Source organism: Stenotrophomonas sp. YJH_SMC_29, assembly GCF_059371235.1.
Map to the genome: position 1 here is coordinate 58088 of NZ_JCAFUK010000015.1, position 16821 is coordinate 74908.

The 16821-nt window shown below is 69.3% G+C and carries 16 protein-coding genes; 9 read left to right on the forward strand and 7 right to left on the reverse strand.

What is annotated here, in order from left to right:
- Positions 1–280 precede the first annotated feature (280 nt).
- Positions 281–2803: a PepSY domain-containing protein gene (locus AC5P9I_RS15930; protein ID WP_130768236.1), complete on the forward strand. Its 2523-nt coding sequence runs from the start codon at positions 281–283 to the stop codon at positions 2801–2803.
- Between the two features lie 52 nt (positions 2804–2855).
- On the opposite strand, the gene AC5P9I_RS15935 is transcribed toward AC5P9I_RS15930, so the two are convergent.
- The gene (locus tag AC5P9I_RS15935) at positions 2856–5393 is read right to left on the reverse strand and encodes a methyl-accepting chemotaxis protein (protein ID WP_130768237.1); all 2538 of its coding nucleotides are present in this window, start codon (positions 5391–5393) and stop codon (positions 2856–2858) included.
- 202 nt (positions 5394–5595) lie between these two features.
- Here AC5P9I_RS15935 and AC5P9I_RS15940 point away from each other — a divergent pair, with 202 nt between their 5' ends.
- A complete protein-coding gene (locus AC5P9I_RS15940) occupies positions 5596–6435 on the forward strand; it encodes an arylamine N-acetyltransferase family protein (RefSeq protein WP_130768238.1) in 840 nt (279 codons plus the stop codon).
- 72 nt (positions 6436–6507) lie between these two features.
- On the opposite strand, the gene AC5P9I_RS15945 is transcribed toward AC5P9I_RS15940, so the two are convergent.
- Complete coding sequence (locus AC5P9I_RS15945; protein ID WP_057495256.1) at positions 6508–6879, reverse strand: VOC family protein; 372 nt, start codon at positions 6877–6879, stop codon at positions 6508–6510.
- Positions 6880–6961: 82 nt separating this feature from the next.
- On the opposite strand from AC5P9I_RS15945, the gene AC5P9I_RS15950 reads away from it, so the two are divergent.
- The gene (locus tag AC5P9I_RS15950) at positions 6962–7678 is read left to right on the forward strand and encodes a transporter substrate-binding domain-containing protein (RefSeq protein WP_130768239.1); all 717 of its coding nucleotides are present in this window, start codon (positions 6962–6964) and stop codon (positions 7676–7678) included.
- Positions 7679–7703: 25 nt separating this feature from the next.
- Here AC5P9I_RS15950 and AC5P9I_RS15955 read toward each other — a convergent pair whose 3' ends face one another.
- The gene (locus AC5P9I_RS15955; protein WP_130768240.1) at positions 7704–8603 is read right to left on the reverse strand and encodes a LysR substrate-binding domain-containing protein; all 900 of its coding nucleotides are present in this window, start codon (positions 8601–8603) and stop codon (positions 7704–7706) included.
- Between the two features lie 252 nt (positions 8604–8855).
- A complete protein-coding gene (locus tag AC5P9I_RS15960) occupies positions 8856–9422 on the reverse strand; it encodes a GIY-YIG nuclease family protein (protein ID WP_053461537.1) in 567 nt (188 codons plus the stop codon).
- A gap of 185 nt (positions 9423–9607) precedes the next feature.
- Here AC5P9I_RS15960 and AC5P9I_RS15965 point away from each other — a divergent pair, with 185 nt between their 5' ends.
- Positions 9608–10390: a D-alanyl-D-alanine carboxypeptidase family protein gene (locus tag AC5P9I_RS15965; protein ID WP_057495257.1), complete on the forward strand. Its 783-nt coding sequence runs from the start codon at positions 9608–9610 to the stop codon at positions 10388–10390.
- Positions 10391–10403: 13 nt separating this feature from the next.
- Here AC5P9I_RS15965 and AC5P9I_RS15970 read toward each other — a convergent pair whose 3' ends face one another.
- Both AC5P9I_RS15970 and AC5P9I_RS15975 read right to left on the reverse strand, forming a co-directional pair.
- The gene (locus AC5P9I_RS15970; protein WP_130768241.1) at positions 10404–10997 is read right to left on the reverse strand and encodes a TetR/AcrR family transcriptional regulator; all 594 of its coding nucleotides are present in this window, start codon (positions 10995–10997) and stop codon (positions 10404–10406) included.
- Between the two features lie 16 nt (positions 10998–11013).
- Positions 11014–11610: an NAD(P)H-dependent oxidoreductase gene (locus AC5P9I_RS15975; protein ID WP_049470904.1), complete on the reverse strand. Its 597-nt coding sequence runs from the start codon at positions 11608–11610 to the stop codon at positions 11014–11016.
- 124 nt (positions 11611–11734) lie between these two features.
- Between AC5P9I_RS15975 and AC5P9I_RS15980 the strand changes: the two genes are divergently transcribed.
- Complete coding sequence (locus AC5P9I_RS15980) at positions 11735–12268, forward strand: hypothetical protein (protein ID WP_049470903.1); 534 nt, start codon at positions 11735–11737, stop codon at positions 12266–12268.
- Positions 12269–12325: 57 nt separating this feature from the next.
- On the opposite strand, the gene AC5P9I_RS15985 is transcribed toward AC5P9I_RS15980, so the two are convergent.
- Positions 12326–13153 (reverse strand): isocitrate lyase/PEP mutase family protein, encoded by an 828-nt coding sequence (locus AC5P9I_RS15985; protein WP_049470899.1) that lies wholly within the window; start codon positions 13151–13153, stop codon positions 12326–12328.
- A 163-nt stretch (positions 13154–13316) separates the two neighbouring features.
- On the opposite strand from AC5P9I_RS15985, the gene AC5P9I_RS15990 reads away from it, so the two are divergent.
- From AC5P9I_RS15990 to accC, 4 genes are all read left to right on the forward strand, one after another.
- Complete coding sequence (locus AC5P9I_RS15990) at positions 13317–14045, forward strand: DOPA 4,5-dioxygenase family protein (RefSeq protein WP_049470897.1); 729 nt, start codon at positions 13317–13319, stop codon at positions 14043–14045.
- 386 nt (positions 14046–14431) lie between these two features.
- Positions 14432–14875: a type II 3-dehydroquinate dehydratase gene (gene aroQ / locus AC5P9I_RS15995; protein ID WP_049470895.1), complete on the forward strand. Its 444-nt coding sequence runs from the start codon at positions 14432–14434 to the stop codon at positions 14873–14875.
- A gap of 59 nt (positions 14876–14934) precedes the next feature.
- Positions 14935–15414: an acetyl-CoA carboxylase biotin carboxyl carrier protein gene (gene accB / locus AC5P9I_RS16000; RefSeq protein WP_049470892.1), complete on the forward strand. Its 480-nt coding sequence runs from the start codon at positions 14935–14937 to the stop codon at positions 15412–15414.
- A gap of 10 nt (positions 15415–15424) precedes the next feature.
- Entirely contained in the window at positions 15425–16792 is a 1368-nt protein-coding gene (gene accC / locus AC5P9I_RS16005) for an acetyl-CoA carboxylase biotin carboxylase subunit (protein ID WP_014648613.1), read from the forward strand.
- Positions 16793–16821: the final 29 nt, after the last annotated feature.

Below are 16821 nucleotides of genomic sequence, written 5' to 3' on the forward strand. Positions count from 1 at the left end.
GAAGCGGGCATTCCGTGGGATGGCGGGGCACTGCGGGTGGTCAGGACACGCCGTAACTGGACCCATCCCGTCATCCCACGGAATGCCCGCTGTTGCTGTTGCGTTGGCTGTTGCTTCCGAGATTGCCGGCCAGCGCCCGGCACTACCACGGGTGCCGGGCCGCGCCCGGCCGCTGGCCCCTGCTTGACCGCAGGCGGGGCGCCACGGAGAATTCCGCGACTAATTCTCATTTGCTGTTGCGCAGGATGCGGGCGGCAGCCTCCCGGGCCCTCCTCCTTCGATGTTCAAGAACGTCCTGTTCCAACTGCACTGGCTGCTGGGCATCACCGCCGGTGCCGTACTGGCCGTGATGGGCCTGAGCGGCGCGACGCTGTCCTTCGAGGACGAGCTGCTGCGCGCCGCCAATCCCGGCTTTGCCGAGATCGCCGCGCACCATGCCGACGGCCAGCAACCGCTTGCCCTCAGCGAGCTGGTGCCGCTGCTGCAGGTCGGCAGTGAACGCCCGCTGCAACGCCTGCGCGTGGACGCCACCGGCCAGCGGCCGTCGGTCGCACGCTTTGCCGGCGGCAAGGAACACTGGGTGTACTTCGATCCGTACAGCGGTGAGCGCTTCAGCACGCTGCGCGGACAGGCGTTCTTCGACTTCGTCGAGGACCTGCATCGCCACCTTGCCGCTGGCGACCGCGGCAAATGGGTGACCGGCGGCTGCGCCATCGCCCTGCTGTTCTTCACCTTGTCCGGGCTTTACCTGCGCTGGCCACGGCGCTGGTGGCACTGGCGCAGCTGGCTGGCGATCGAGTGGAAACGCAGCGGCCGCGGCTTCCTGTGGAGCCTGCACTCGGTGCTTGGCACCTGGGTGCTGCTGATCTACCTGATGAGTGCGCTGACCGGCCTGTGGTGGTCGTTCGACGGGTACCGCAGCGCTGCCAATTCCCTGCTGGGCGTCGCGCCGGCCGCCAGGCACAAGGTCGATCCCGATGCCGCCCTGGACCTGGAACGCATTGAAACCACGCTGTACGCCCTGCCCGGCGTGCGCACCGGCTACATCGACCTGCGCCTGCCGGAGAAGCCGGGGCAGGCACTGAACGTGCGGGTGATGGCCGGTGATCCATCGCAGCGCGGTGGACAGCATGACCGCGCACACGACCTGCTGCAGCTTGACCCGGCCACGGGTGCGGTGCTTGAGGCGCGCCCGTATGCACGCCAGGGCGCGGGCGGCCAGCTGGCCACGAGCGTGTTCGCGCTGCACTCGGGCAGTTACTTCGGGCTTCCGGGGCGTGTCGTGGTGATGCTCAGCAGCGCAGCCATGAGCGTGTTCTTCATCACTGGCTGGCTGCTGTACCTGGATCGCCGTCGCAGCCAGCGCCTCGCGCGAGGGTTGCGCCAGTCGCTGACACCGCCGGTCGCCGACGGTGAGGGCACGCCGTGGCTGGTACTGCATGCCAGCCAGAGTGGACTGGGCGAACAGCTGGCGTGGCGTGCGGCCGCGCAGCTGCAGGCCGCTGGCCATCCGGTACAGGTGCTGCCGCTGGCCCGGATCGACGCCGCCCAGCTGCAGCAGGCATCGCAGGCGCTGCTTGTGCTGAGCACGTTTGGCGATGGCGAGCCACCAGATGCAGCGCGGCGCGCGGCACGCCAGCTGATGGCGCAGACACCGGACCTGTCGGGCCTGCGGTTCGGCCTGCTCGCGCTGGGGGACCGCCAGTATCCGCGCTACTGCGGCTTCGGCCGCCAGGTCGATGGCTGGTTGCTCGACAACGGCGCGCGCCCCCTGTTCGAACGCATCGATGTCGATGCTGCGGCCGTTCCGGCCCTGCGCCGATGGCAGCAACAACTGGGCGCGCTGACCGGCATCGTCACCGATGACAGCGTGCTGCCTGCTGCCACGCAGATGCATGAGTGGCGACTGCTCGGGCGCGAACGCCTCAACCCGGGCAGCCTCGGCGGGGCCATCTGGCGTGTGCGCCTTGCGGCGCCAAGCACGGTGCAGTGGCAGGCCGGCGATATCCTGCATATCGCGCCTCGCCACAACGCGCAGCATGCCAGTGCCGTGCTGGAGGCACATGGGCTGGATCCGCTGCTGCCCCTGCTGGTGGACGGCCAGCCGCGCACGCTGCTGGCACTGGCCAGTGAACGCGAACTGCCCGGCGCCGACGCCGCACTGGCGGTGCAGGACCCTGGCCTGTGGCTGTCCGGATTGCCGCTGCTGCCAGGGCGCGAGTATTCGATCGCATCCGCGGCCGACGATGGCGTGGTGGAGCTGGTGGTGCGGCTGGTGCATGACACGTCCGGCCGTGCCGGGCTCGGCTCGGGATGGCTGACGCTGCATGCGCCGATCGGCGCCAGCATCGTCGCCCGGGTGCATCGCAATCCCGGTTTCCATCGCCGGGGCGATGCGTCGATGGTGCTGGTCGGCAACGGCACCGGTATTGCCGGCCTGCGCAGCCTGTTGCGCGAAGCCGCCCATGCCGGCGAGCACGGGCACTGGCTGTTGTTCGGCGAGCGCCAGCGGGCACACGACTTCCTGTTCGCCGACGAGATCGAGGCCTGGCAGGCGCAGGGCCATCTGGCGCGGGTGGACCTGGCGTTCTCGCGCGATGGCGACGGTGGCTATGTGCAGGACCGCCTGCAGGCGGCCAGCGATACGCTGCGCGACTGGCTGCAGCGCGGCGCGGTGATCCATGTCTGCGGCTCGCTGCAGGGCATGGCCGAAGGCGTGGACCAGGTACTGCGTGGCGCGCTGGGCGAGGACGCAGTGGAAACGCTGCTGGAAAGCGGACGCTACCGCCGCGACGTGTACTGAACGATTCGGTGGTGCCGGCCAGCGGCCGGCACCACCGGCACCACCGGCAGATTCAGGCCGCCGCGCGCGCCTGTGGCATCGACTGCAGGCGGAATGCGCCCACCGCTTCGGCCAGGGCATGCACCTGCACCTGCATCTGCGCCGTCGAGGCACCGGCCTCTTCCACCAGGCTGGCATTGCGCTGGGTGCTGGCTTCCATCTGCACGATGGTCTGCTTCACCTGCGCAATACCTGCATGCTGGTCCTGCGACTCACGACGGATGCCGGCAAGCAGATCGGCCAGCTGCTGCACGCTGCCGACGATCTCCCCCATGGTCGCGCCGGCCTGCCCGGCCTGAAGGTTGCCTTGGCCGGCACGCGCCACTGAATCTTCGATCAGCCCCTTGATCTGCTTGGCCGCCTCGGCACTGCGCTGCGCCAGCAGGCGCACTTCTGCAGCCACCACGGCGAAGCTTCGGCCCTGCTCGCCGGCGCGCGCCGCTTCCACCGCCGCGTTCAGGGCAAGGATGTTGGTCTGGAAGGCAATGCCATCGATCAGCTGGGTGATGTCGCCAATCCGCCGCGAGGCCTCGCTGATGCCGTGCATGGTCGCAACCACCTGCCCAACCGCCTCACCACCACGCCGGGCCACTGCCGCCGCGCCCTGGACCAGGGCATCGGCGCGACCGGCGGCGTCGGCAGTGCGGCCCACGGTATCGGTCAGCTCATGCATCGAGGCGGCGGTCTCCTCCAGATTGGCGGCCTGCTGTTCAGTGCGCTGCGACAGGTCATGGTGACCGGCAACGATCTCGCCGACGCCGGCATCGAGGCGGGAGGCTGCCTGCTGGATGCGGGTGACGATGTGGCCCAGCTGCGCGACGGTGGCGTTGGCATCGTCGCGCATGCGCGCGAACACCCCCTGCAGTTCTCCTTCCATGCGCACGCTCAGATCGCCACGGGCCAGTGCGGCCAGCAGCACCTGCAGATCGCCGAGATTGCTTTCGAAGGTGGCCAGCAGGCGATTGATGCTGGTGGACAGCGTGCGCACGAAGCCCTGCTTGCCGTCCAGCCCGATGCGGCCGTGCAGGTCGCCCTGTGCGGCGGCATCGACCAGCGCTGCCACTTCGGTCTCCAGCAGGGTTTCCAGCGCACGGCTGCGCCACTCCACTGCCACGCCGAGGAATTGTCCTTCGTCGATGATGGCATTGGCGATCAACTGGTAGCGGACGCCGGCATGGCTGATCTCGCACTCCTCGCGCTGGCGCATGCCGGCCAGGCTGGCCAGCGCCGGATGCAGGCGCACGGCTTCGCCGCCAAGCAGCGCTTCGGCCGGGCGTTCCAGCTGCTGCAGCAGCGCCGGATTGGCATAGGCCACCCGGCCTTCGGCATCGATCACCATCAGGCCGGCCTGCGCACTGTCCAGTGCCTGGCGCACGCGGGTGTTGCCGCGCGCCACGGCACGCTCGGTCTCGATGCGTGCGCGCAGGCGCTGCTGCATCTCCACCAGGCGCTGGGCCAGCTGGCCGATCTCATCGTTGGCGTTGTACACACGCAGCGTGGTGTCCAGGCGGTCGTCGGCGATGTCGCTGGCGAAGCGCAGGGTGTCCTGGATCGGCTGGCGCACCGCCCGCCGCACCAGCACCAGGCTGGTGATCAGCACACCGGCAACCAGCAGCAGGGTCAGCGCGAACAGTACGCTCATGGCGCGGGCCCCGGCCTGCTGGCGCGCCTGTGCATTGGCCAGCGCGGCGACCTGCGCCTGCTGGAACGCGGCCAGCGCCGGGGCCACGGTGGCGGCGGTATCCAGCAGCGACTGTGCTTCCACATCCAGGCCGACGCGGGCAGCGGTGTATGCCAGCACGGCGGCCTGATACGCCTCCATCCCGCTGCGCAGGGTGTCCTGCACATCGGTGGGCAGGCCCGCCAGCGCGAGGTCGAACGGCAGCTTTTCCTCGCTGGCGCGGTCGGCGTGGGTGGAATCCCCGTCGAGCAGCAGCAGCGCTTCCTGGCGACGCATCTTCTGCAGGGACAACGCCAGCGACGGCCGTTGCAGCGCATCCACCTGTGCCTGCAGGGTGTCGGCCGCCTGCTGCAGTTGCGCGGCGAGGCCCGCATCACCACGCCCCATCTCATCGACCCGTTCGAACAGGGCAGCCACACCCTGCGAAAACGCGCCGGCGGCCTCGGTCAACGCCTGCAGCGCCTTGCGCCGCCCGGCATCCATCGGCATCGCGCGCAGCGCCTGCAGATCGAGCTGCAGCGCTTTCTGCGTAGCCAGCAGCTGCGCGCGGTCGGCATCGTCGAAACTGCGCGCATACTGGGTCTGCAGGCGGCGCGCCTCGGCCACCCGCGTAGCCAGGCTCGCGGCCAGGTCGCTGCCGCGCTGGTAGCTGGCCTGGCTGCGCGCCGCCTGTGCGCTGGCATGGCCGGTCCAGGCGTAGACGGCGGCGATCGCAACCAGGCCCAGGCCGCACACCCAGAGCGTGGCCTTGAGCTTGTTGGCCACGCTGAGCCGGTGCGGTTGCAGCCACAGCAGCAGGCCGGGGGATGCCGAGCGCAACGCGGCAAGGCGCGTGCGCACGGACCGGAGGTGGGGGACAACGGCCGACATGACAGACTCCAGGCGGAAAGACGCACCTGTATCGGCCGGAACCTGAGCGACTTTAGGGCATTTTCCTCCCAGCGCCACCGGCGGCGGGGGACGCGCTATTTGTACCGGGGACAGGCGACGGCGGCATGACACTGCCGCCGCGCTTGACCTCAACCCCGGTTGCGGGAGCACAGTGGACCTCCCCTCCCCCCCCGGTGACTGCATGACGACGCTCGATGTCCCCCGCTACCTGCAACGCCTGCAGCTGGATGCGCCGCCACCGCTGACGCTGGCGGGCCTTACCCTGCTGCAGCAGCGCCACAATGCGCTGCTGCCGTTCGAGACCCTCAGCTGCCTGTTGCGCGATGCCGTACCGATCGATCTGGAGAGCGTGCAGCGCAAGCTGCTCGACGAGCGCCGTGGCGGTTACTGCTTCGAACTCAATGGCGGCCTGCTGGCGCTGCTGCAGGCGTTGGGATTCGATGCGCAGCCGTTGAGCGCGCGCGTACTGCTGGCCGCCCAGGACGGCGAACTGACCGCGCGCACCCATCTGCTGCTGCGCGTTGAGGTGGACGGCGATGACTGGCTGGTGGATGCCGGTTTCGGCAGCCTCACGCCGACCGTGCCGCTGCGCCTGCATGATCCACAGCCGCAGGCCACGCCGCACGAGCGCTATCGGCTGCGGCGACTGCCCAGTGACGGTGATTTCGTGCTGTCGGCCGAATCCAGCGATGGCTGGCGGGCGATGCACCGCTTCGACCTGCAGGCACCGGCACCGATCGACAACGTGGTGGGCAACTGGTACGTGTGCACGCATCCCGATTCCAGTTTCCCCGGCCAGCTGCGCGCGTCACTGACCGGGCCGGACTGGCGACGCACCATCGGCAGCGGCAACTACACCGAATACCGCCCCGGGCAGGCACCGGACAAGCGCCCGCTGCATGATGTTGGCGACGTGCGCGAGGTATTGCAGCAGCGCTTTGGTCTGCGGCTGCCGGACGATCCACGGCTGGACCCGGCGATCAACGACTGGCTGCAGCGTTCGCGCGCCGCGACGATGTAGCGGATGCACGCGCAGCGTCGTGCCATGCCTGGCGGGCGGCGTCATCAACAGCCGCCGGGCATGGGCTCGGCGCTACGGCATCCTGCGCGCCTGCAGCGCAATGCGGTTGCCTTCGCTGTCCACTATCTCGGCCACGCGCCAGTGGCCGGCATCGGCCGGGCCGAAGCGCAGCTCCGCGCCCGCCTTCAGCGCGCGGCCGAGGCTGGCGTCCAGGTCAGCAACCCCGATGTAGATGCGCGCCCCGTGCTCGGACGACTGGTAGTCGGCTCCCTGCACCAGCGCCATGCTGGCACCGGCGGCCTCGTCGGCAAACGGCAGGTAGGCCATCCTGCAGTCATGCAGCAGGATTGGGGCGTCCACCACCACCTGCAGCCAGTGCTGGTAGAACGTGATGGCCCGGGCCAGGTCACGGACCGGTATCTCGACGTGCAGAATCGGATTCATGCGCGCAGCTTAGCCGGATACTGACACTCCCTTGCAGGGCAGCACTGGCATGCTGGACGGCCCCTTCCCCGCGGAGTCCTGCATGTCCCTGGCCGAACACCGAGGTGCGCTGGCACCGCTGGGCTTTCTGCGCGTGGCCATCAACCTGGGCAATCCAGTCCTGGCGCAGGGCGATGCGCGTTCACCCCGCGGGCCGTCACTGGAACTGGCCACCGCACTGGCGCAACGCATCGGCGTGCAGGCACGTTTCCGCTGTCACGACGCCGCAGCCTCGGTGGTCGCTGCGGCCAGCGAGGATGGCTGGGACCTGGCTTTCCTGGCCATCGATCCGGCGCGCGCCGACCGCATCGCCTTCAGTGCGCCCTACGTCGAGATCGAAGGTACCTACCTGGTGCGCGAGGACAGCCCTGCACGGCAGGTTGACGACCTTGACCGCGAGGCCCTGCGCATCGCGGTCGGGCGCGGGGCGGCCTATGACCTGTTCCTCAGCCGCGAACTGCGCCACGCCACGATCGAGCGGGCCGAGACGTCGGCAGCGGCGATCCGCCTGTTCGCGCAGCAGCGCCTGGATGCCGCCGCCGGCGTGCGCCAGCCGCTTGCCGCCTGGGCGCAGGCACACCCGGGCCATCGCGTCCTGGCCGACCGCTTCACCGCGATCCAGCAGGCCGTGGCGGCGCCGGCCTCGCGCCCGGCCGAAGCGTTGCAGGCCCTGTTCGACGAGGTGGAGGCGATCAAGGCCGGCCCGTTGCTGGAAGCCGCGTTCGGCCGTGCCGGGCAAGCGGTGACGCTGGTCCGATGACGGTAGCGTCGAGCCATGCTCGACGTTACAAGCGCGCGTTTTCCATGTGCCGCACGTGCTCGTCGGCCTGTGCGTGCAGCCAGTCGCGGAAGGCAAGGAAGCCGCGATGACGGGCAGACCGCTGCGGATAGACCAGCCAATGGGGCCAAGCCGTTTTCAGGCGCTGGCTGGACAGTGCCACCAGTTGGCCGGAGTCCAGCAGCAGGCGCGCGCGCGTCACCCGCCCCAGCGCCACGCCCACCCCGTCCAGTGCCGCGCGATGGTGCGCCTCCGAATCATCCAGCACCGCCACGAAGCGCGACGGAGGGCGCTGACCGCTCAGTGCAAACCATGCGCCCCACGCACCATCGGGGTCGCCCAGCAGCGGCCATTGGTTCAGCGGCACCAGGTCGGTCCCTCCCATGCGTTCGATCAGCGCCGGGCTGGCCATCGGCAGCAGCCACTCATCGAACAGCGGTTCCACCACCAGGCCCGGCCATTGCCCGCTGCCCAGCCGCAGGGCCGCGTCGAACTGGCGCTGCCGCTCGAAATCGACCAGGCGTTCACTGGACTGCAGATTGATCTCGATCTGGGGGTGTGCTGCCACGAAGTGTCCCAGGCGCGGCACCAGCCACGCCGAGGCCATCGAGGGCACCGCACTGATCGTCAGCACGTGTTCGGCGCGCGCGGCATAGGGCTGGAAGGCTTCGTTGATCGCATCCAGATGCGGGCCCACCTGTTCCAGCAGGCGCTGGCCCTCCAGGGTGAGGGTGACGCCACGCGGCTGGCGGACCAGCAGCGGGTGCCCCAGGCGCTCTTCCAGCTGGCGCATCTGGTGGCTGAGGGCGCTGACGGTCAGGTTCATCGCCGCCGCCGCGCGCGACAGGTTGCCCAACCGTGCGGCGGCCACGAAGCCCTGCAGGGCGTGAAGCGGGGGACGGGACATCCGGCTTGAATTCCTCTCAAGGCTAGCTTGCGGAAATGTCGCTTTTTCGGCACCCATGCTGCCCGTATCGTGCAGTCCACTCAAGTGGAGGCACGCTCATGAACATCTTCGGCAGCCTGTTGTTCCTGCACGGCCATGTGACAAACGCTGAACTGGCGCGGCAGCTGGCCAGCCCGTCTGCGGCCCCGCCGCGGCATGCACCGCAGCCGTCCGTGCCGGCGCCACGCCCGCGCTCCCGCTGAGGCCGTTCGCTCAGCGGGCATACCAGCGCTGAACGTGTTCGGGCAGCCACGGCATCGGATCGATGTCCAGCGCCCGCACTCCGTCCAGCGTGTCGCGCAGGGCGCGCTCGCCCGGCCCGCCGGGCATGCGCAGGCCTTCGTCTTCCGGCAGCTGCACCGCCGCCCAGTCGTGCAGTCGGTCCAGGCGCAGTTCCCATGCGGCCCGCAACCATGCCCGCAGCGGGTAGCAGCGGTAGCCCTGGTCGTTCAACGCCTCGACGGCGATCAACAGTGCCTGGTTGGCACCGCGCACCCACTCTGTGTGCCCGCCGGCCTTGTCGTGCACCGTCATCGGCGCCGGCGCGCGGTGTGCCTTCAGCGGCGTGCGCAACCGGAGCTCCAGATCGCGGGCCTCGCGCTCGTTCTCGGCCTCCACCAACAGGCCCGCATCGAGATCGAAGAACTCGAACCAGCGCCGGTGCAGTGCAGTGATGCGCCCCAGCGGATCACGGGAGAAGCCGATCTTCGCGTAATCCTCCCATGCGCAGGGGAAGACATAGGCAAAGACCCGGCCGTCGGTACGGATATCCGCGTGCATGTGCGCAGGCTGCCTGTGCTGCAGCCCGGACGCAACCGGGCGTTACCGTGGGCGCGGCAGGCCTTCCTGCACCGCGGCCGTCAGGTCCGCAACGGCCGCAGGCCGCAGGCCGCGCTTCGATGGTGCAGCTTCATGCAGCCGCAGCGGACTATCCTTGCCGATCGCCCCTGTCATCGGCCATTGCCATGCCGTCTCCTGCGCCTGCACACCTGCCGGTCTCATCGATCACGCTCGAGGCCGGCTCCTTGGCGGTGATCCACCAGCACCATGCCGACACCGCGCGCCAGCCGGCATCGCTGACCAAGCTGATGACGGCCTACGCCACCTATGCGTGCGTTGAAGGGCGCGGGCGCTGCTGGGACGACGCCGTCACCATCGCCGCCGAGGATGTGCATGCCGTAGCCGATGATGAAACACGCATGGGCCTGGTCCCGGGCGAAACGATCACGCTGGCGCGCCTGCTGGAAGGGCTGATGGTCGTCTCCGGCAATGATGCCGCGCTGGCGATCGCGCGCCACCTGGACGGATCGCAGGCCGCATTCCTGCAGCGCATGAACCACCACGCGCACCAGCTCGGCCTGCGCAGCACCTGGTTCGCCAGCGTCTCTGGCATCACCACGCCGCATCACGCCTCCAGCGCGCGCGACATGGCGGTGCTGGCCGCCTGCCTGCTGAACGATCATCCGCAGATACTGGCGATCACCGCGCAGCGCGCGTTCGCGCATCGCAGCGTCAACCGCAGCAACCAGAACGCCCTGCTTGGCGAGGACGGCGTGGATGGCCTGAAGACCGGCTATACCCGGGCCGCAGGCTTCTGCCTGGCGGCGACCGCCTGCCGGCCAGTACCCGGGCGGGAGCAGCCAGTGCGCCTGGTCACCGTGGTGCTGGGCTCCGGAAGCCGCGACGCGCGCGACGCGCTGGTGCGCGACCGCCTGGCCGCAGGATTCGCTGCACTGGCCACCGCCTGAGCGGCGGTGCGCCTCAGCGCCGCTTGACCGTGGCCACGATCAGCTGCTGCAGCTCGGCTTCGGCGTTGGCCTTGTCCAGCGCGCCTGCCATCACCCCCTCCGACAGGGTCTCGGCGGCACCGAGGATGGCCCAGCGCCCCGCCAGCGGCACGGTGCCGTCGGCGGCGAACGGCCCCAGCCAGACCTGGCAGTTGTCGATGAAGTCCTGCTGGTAGCGCCGACGTACCTCATGGAGTTCCGGCGCGCCCACCAGCGCAGCGAGGATGCCCTGCACTTCACTGCCCTGGCTGAGGACGCAGTCGATGTAGCCGGAGGCGATGGCCGCCGCACGATCGGCCAGTTGTGCCCTGGCACGGCCGATACGCTCGTGGAAGACCACTGTCTGCCGCCCGTCATAGTCATCGTAGAGCGCCGCCAGCAGTCCGTTGCGGGTCACGAAGTGATCGTAGGCCACCGGCTTGGTCACACCGGCCGCCTCAGCCAGCCGCCCCAGCGTCAATGCGTCGGTGCCTTCTTCGCCGATCAGCGCCCAGGCCACGTCCAGCAACTGGCGGGCGCGTTGCTCGCGGGTCAATCGGCGGCGCGTGGGGGCGGCGTGGGCGGGCATCGGCGGAACACGGCGATCAGTGCGTCGGAGCCCCGATTTTACGGCCGATCGCCAACGCGGTCTGCAGATGCGCGTCAGCCGCACCGGTATCGGCGTCCAGCAGCAGATCGGACGACAGCACCGGCGCACCGCAGTAGTCGAAGATGCCCCTGTCGATCTGGGTCTTCATCGCCGCAGCGTAGCCACGGCGTTCGACCATCTCCGCGCCGGCGCCGCCGAGGGCCACCAGGTGCACGCGCAGCCGCTGCAGCTTCTTCTGCACTTTGCCGTCGGCGCCATCCTGGTAGGCCCAGCCCTGGGTGAAGACGCGGTCGATCCATCCCTTCAGCACTGCCGGCAACGACCACCAGTACAGCGGATAGACCAGCACCAGCGCATCACTGGCATCCAGCCGAGCGTGCTCGGCCGCGACATCGGCAGGCACCGCGCCGGTGCCGCGGAACAATGCCTGGTCGTGGCGGTTGAAGCGCGGATCGAAGCCTTCGGCGATCAGGTCGGCGTAGGCCACGGTGTTGCGGCTGTCGGCACCGCTGATGGCGTCGCCGATGCGATGCGCGATCGCGTGGGTGAGTGAACCGGGTTCCGGGTGGGCAATGACAATCAGGCTGTGCATGAGGTGCTCCGCGATCAATACCTACCAATAGTAGGTAGCGGATCGCGGGATACCAGCGTCATGCGTGGGATGCTGTTTTCGTGTCCGCCGTATAGTGCGTCGGTTGCCCGGAGGAGGTTCGAGGATGCACGCACGCCTGTCTGCGCTGTTGCTGGCCCTGCTGTGGGCCGTGCCCGCATGGCCGGCCCTGGCCGGTGAACTGGGCCCGGCCGAATCGGCCGCCCTGCGCCAGGATGCGCAGGCGATGATGGCGGCATTCGCGCGCGGCGACACCGACCTCATCATCGCGCGCACCCATCCCAGCCTGAAGCAGCTGGCCGGAGGCGACGAGGCCTGTGCACAGATGGCCCGCGACACGGTCAAGGCGCTGCGCAGGGCCGGGGTCAGCGTCATCAGCGATGAAGCCGGCGTACCGGGCCGCACCTACGCGGCCGGCGACGAAGAAGTCTGCTTCGTGCCGCGCCAGTCACTGCTGCGCGTGCGCGAAGCACCGATGCGCAGCACCTCGTTCCTGGTCGCCGTACGCCGCACCGGTACGACGCAATGGCGCTACCTGGACGGCGCGGCGATGCTGGACAACCCGGCACTGCTGCGGCAGCTGCTGCCGGCGCTGGAGCCGGGCGTGCCGCTGCCCAGCGGTGGGATGGAAGCGCTGTAGCCGCAGGCGCGCGTCCCTCCACGCACGGGGTGGCTCCATTGCAGGCCTGGGCGTGCGTCAGCGGAACAGCGCGTTCAACGCCGCGCCCGAAGCCGCCTGCTGCAGGCCATCGAAGCGCCCGTCCTGCATGATCGGCTCGACGGCCTGCATCAGCCCACCCCATGCCGCGCGCGCCAGCGCACCGCCCAGGCTGATCCGGCGTACGCCGAGGTCGGCCATCTCCTGCAGGCGCAGCGGTGTCGGTCCCCCCACCAGCAGGTTCACCGGCGTCGAGCCCGCAGCGGCGACCACGGCACGGATCTGCTCGCGCGTGCTGATACCCGGGGCGTACAGCACATCGGCGCCGGCCTCGGCATAGGCGCGCAGGCGCCGCAGGGTGTCCTCCAGGTCGGGCACGCCAACGAAGAAATTCTCGGCGCGCCCGACCAGCAGCACGTCGGCCCCGGCACGGTCGATGGCCGCACGGGCGGCGCGCAGTCGCTCCACTGCCTGGTCGATCGGACGCAGAGGTGCATCGGCCACGCCGCTGGCATCCTCGATCGACAGCGCCGCGATACCGGTGTCGATGGCCGCCGCCACCGCCTCTTCCACTGCCTGCGGCGTTGCGCCGAAACCATCGCCGAAGTCGGCATTCAACGGCAGCGACGTCGCCGCCGCCATCAGGCGCAGATGGGCCAGCGTGGCCTGCAGCGAAACCGCGCCATCCGGCCGCCCTTCGCTCCAGGCACAGCCGGCGCTGGTCGTCGCCAGCGCCTGGAAGCCTTGCCGCTGCAGGTAGCGGGCGCTGCCCACGTCCCACGGATTGGGCAGCACGAAACAACCGCGCGCATGCAGCTGGCGGAAACTCGCGCGCTTGCGCTGGGTGTCGGCATCGAGCGGGGTCATGGCGGGCTCCTGGGCGGCAGTCCTGCACCCTAGCCCGCCCCGCGGCGGCACTCAATCACGGCGTGGGCCAACCTGCATGAGGTGATGCCGCCTGCTTATTGGACGCCGCCGGGTGCACTGCCCGAGCGTGCTTGCCTGCCCTACAGTGCCCCACGGAGCCCCGATGCACCCGGACCCGCAGCCCCTGATCGACGCCAGCGACGATGACGCCCGCTGGGCCGACCTGCTCTCGCCCGCGCGCCGTCGCCTGATCGCGTCGGCCGGGCTGGCCGCTGGCGGCCTGGCCAGCGCGTCGGCCGCCAGCGCGGCCCCGCGCAGTGACAGCGCCGCGAACACCACCGAACCGGGGCGCCCCGGATTCCGCGCCATCGTCCCGCCGCCGGCGAAGGGCCGCAGTCCCTGGGGGCTGGCCACGGCCAGCGAACCGACCCCGCGCCCGGCCAGCGTGCGCCCTGGCGAGGCCACGCTGCCCACGGCCCCGCGCGCCTACACCGACATCAAGAGCTACCACGCGCATATCTACTTCGACGAAGACAGCTTCGAGAAGGCCGCACTGCTGCGGCGCTGGGCCGCCGAACGCTTCCCGGTGGAACTGGGCAACTGGAACCTGGAGCCGCGCGGCCCGCACGTCACCCCGTCGTTCTATTTCGGCTTCACCAACGACCTGCTGCCGGTGCTGGTGCCGTGGCTGCAGCTCAACAGCCTGGGCCTGACCATCCTGATCCACCCCAACACCGGCGATGGCCGCGCCGATCATCTGTACTACGCGTTGTGGGTGAACCGCGCGCAGCCGGTGAACGCCTACAACTGGCCGGTGCCCAGACCCGGCGAACGCGAGCCGCTGGAGGAAGTCTTCCCGAACGTGGTGCCGACCGTGCCGCTGGAGACGTGAGCGGGTGCGTGACGGCGGCGGTGGGTGGTGTGCAGCGCACCTTGGGCTGCCCTCGGTGGGTGCGTAGCGTGCTGCGCACCGAACTTCCTTCATCCACGCATGGCGTGGATCCACTGATCGGCGGTCTCATCCACGCATGGCGTGGATCTACCGCATTGCGGCCCATGGCGACATCAGTCTCCTCCCCGCCTGCCGCCATCGTCGGCCTACGTGCATGCATCGGCCACCCGCCCGGCGTTCAGTGCGCCTTGATCCGGCGCACGGCATACGGCCGCAAGCCCTTCGGCGAATTTAAAACGATCGATTGAAACGCTGCAAACTTCGCCGAACTGGACAGCATCCGCCGGTTCCGCCAGACTGCCGCCCTTTCCCGTCTACCGGATCCCATGGCGAAGCTGCTGGTCCTGCACGGCCCCAACCTCAACCTGCTCGGTACCCGCGAGCCGGAGGTCTACGGCCACACCACGCTGGCCGACATCGACCAGGCCCTGGCGACCCAGGCTGCCTGCGCCGGGCACGCGGTGGAAAGCCTGCAGTCCAACGCCGAGCATGTCCTGGTGGACCGCGTGCAGGCCGCGCGCAACGACGGAACCGCGTTCATCCTGATCAACCCCGCCGCCTTCACCCACACCTCGGTGGCCCTGCGCGATGCGCTGGCGGCGGTGGCGGTGCCGTTCATCGAGATCCACCTGTCCAACCCGCATGCCCGCGAATCGTTCCGCCAGCACAGCTACTTCAGTGACAAGGCGGTGGGCGTGGTGTGCGGCTTCGGTGCCGACAGCTACCGCTACGCGATGGACGCGGCGCTGCTGCGCGTATCCGCCACCTGATTGTCGACCCGGGCGCCCACGGCGCTCTCCTCACCTAGATAGAAACCAAAGAGGCCCTCATGGATCTGCGCAAAATCAAGAAGCTGATCGACCTGCTGGAAGAGTCGAACCTGGCTGAAATCGAAATCAAGGAAGGCGAAGAGTCGGTGCGCCTGTCGCGCGCCCCGGTGGCCGGCTATGCCCCCCCGGTCGCCGCGCCGGTGTATGCCGCTCCGGCCGCCCCGGCGCCGCAGGCGATGCCGATGCAGTCGCCGACCGAAGCCTCCACCGGCGGCAGCGCCAAGCCGGGCCCGGCACTGCCGGAAGGCCACGTGCTGCGCTCGCCGATGGTCGGCACCTTCTACGCCTCGTCCGCCCCGGACAAGCCGGCCTTCGTCACCGTGGGCCAGCAGGTCAAGGAAGGCGAAACCCTGGCCATCATCGAAGCGATGAAGATGTTCAACCCGATCGAAGCCGACACGTCCGGCACCATCGTTGCCATCCTCGGCGAGAACGGCCAGCCGGTGGAATTCGACCAGCCGCTGTTCGTGATCGGCTGAGGGGCGCGCCATGCTCGACAAAGTCGTCATCGCCAACCGAGGGGAGATCGCGCTGCGCATCCTGCGCGCGTGCCATACCCTCGGCATCCGCACGGTGGCCGTGCACTCCACGGTCGACCGCAACCTCAAGCACGTGGCCATGGCCGACGAGTCGGTCTGCATCGGCCCGGCGCCGTCGCCGCAGAGCTACCTCAACATCCCGGCCCTGATCGCGGCAGCGGAAGTCACCGATGCCCAGGCCATCCACCCGGGCTACGGCTTCCTGTCGGAGAACGCCGACTTCGCCGAACGCGTGGAAGAATCCGGCTTCATCTTCATCGGCCCCAAGGCCGACACCATCCGCATGATGGGTGACAAGGTCGAAGCCATCCGCGCGATGAAGGCCGCGGGCGTACCGTGCGTGCCCGGCTCGGGCGGCCCGCTCGGCGAGGACATCGTCGCCAACACCAAGATCGCCCGCGAGATCGGTTACCCGGTCATCATCAAGGCGGCCGGCGGTGGCGGTGGTCGCGGCATGCGCGTGGTGCACGCCGAAGCCTCGCTGAAGACCTCGATCGAAACCACCAAGAGCGAGGCCAAGGCCGCGTTCGGCAATGGCGAGGTCTACATGGAGAAGTTCCTGGAGAATCCGCGCCACGTGGAAATCCAGGTGCTGGCCGACGGACAGGGCAATGCCATCCACCTCGGTGAGCGCGACTGCTCGATGCAGCGCCGCCACCAGAAGGTGGTGGAAGAGGCCCCGGCGCCGGGCATCACCGCCGAGCAGCGCGAGCAGATCGGCAAGGTCTGCGTGGAAGCCTGCATCCGCATCGGCTACCGCGGCGCGGGCACGTTCGAGTTCCTGTACGAGGACGGTCGCTTCTACTTCATCGAGATGAACACCCGCATCCAGGTGGAACATCCGGTCACCGAAATGGTCACCGGCATCGACCTGGTGGCCGAGCAGCTGAAGATCGCCGCCGGCCAGAAGCTGTCGATCAAGCAGAGCGACGTGGTGCTGACCGGCCATGCCATCGAGTGCCGCATCAACGCCGAAGATGCTGAAACCTTCGTGCCGAGCCCGGGCACCATCACCGGCTTCCATCCGCCGGGCGGCCCCGGCGTGCGCGTGGACACCCACATCTACAGTGGCTACCGCGTGCCGTCGAACTACGACTCGATGATCGGCAAGCTGATCGTGCACGGCCCGGACCGCGAAACCGCCATCGCCCGCATGCGGGTGGCACTCAGCGAGATGGTGGTCGACGGCATCAAGACCAACATCGCGCTGCAGCAGCGGATCATGCGCGACAAGGGCTTCCAGGCCGGTGGCCAGAACATCCACTACCTGGAAAAGCGCCTGGCCGAGCGCAAGAACAAGCCGATCGCACTGACCTGATCGGCAGCAGGGACTGGACACGGAAAGGG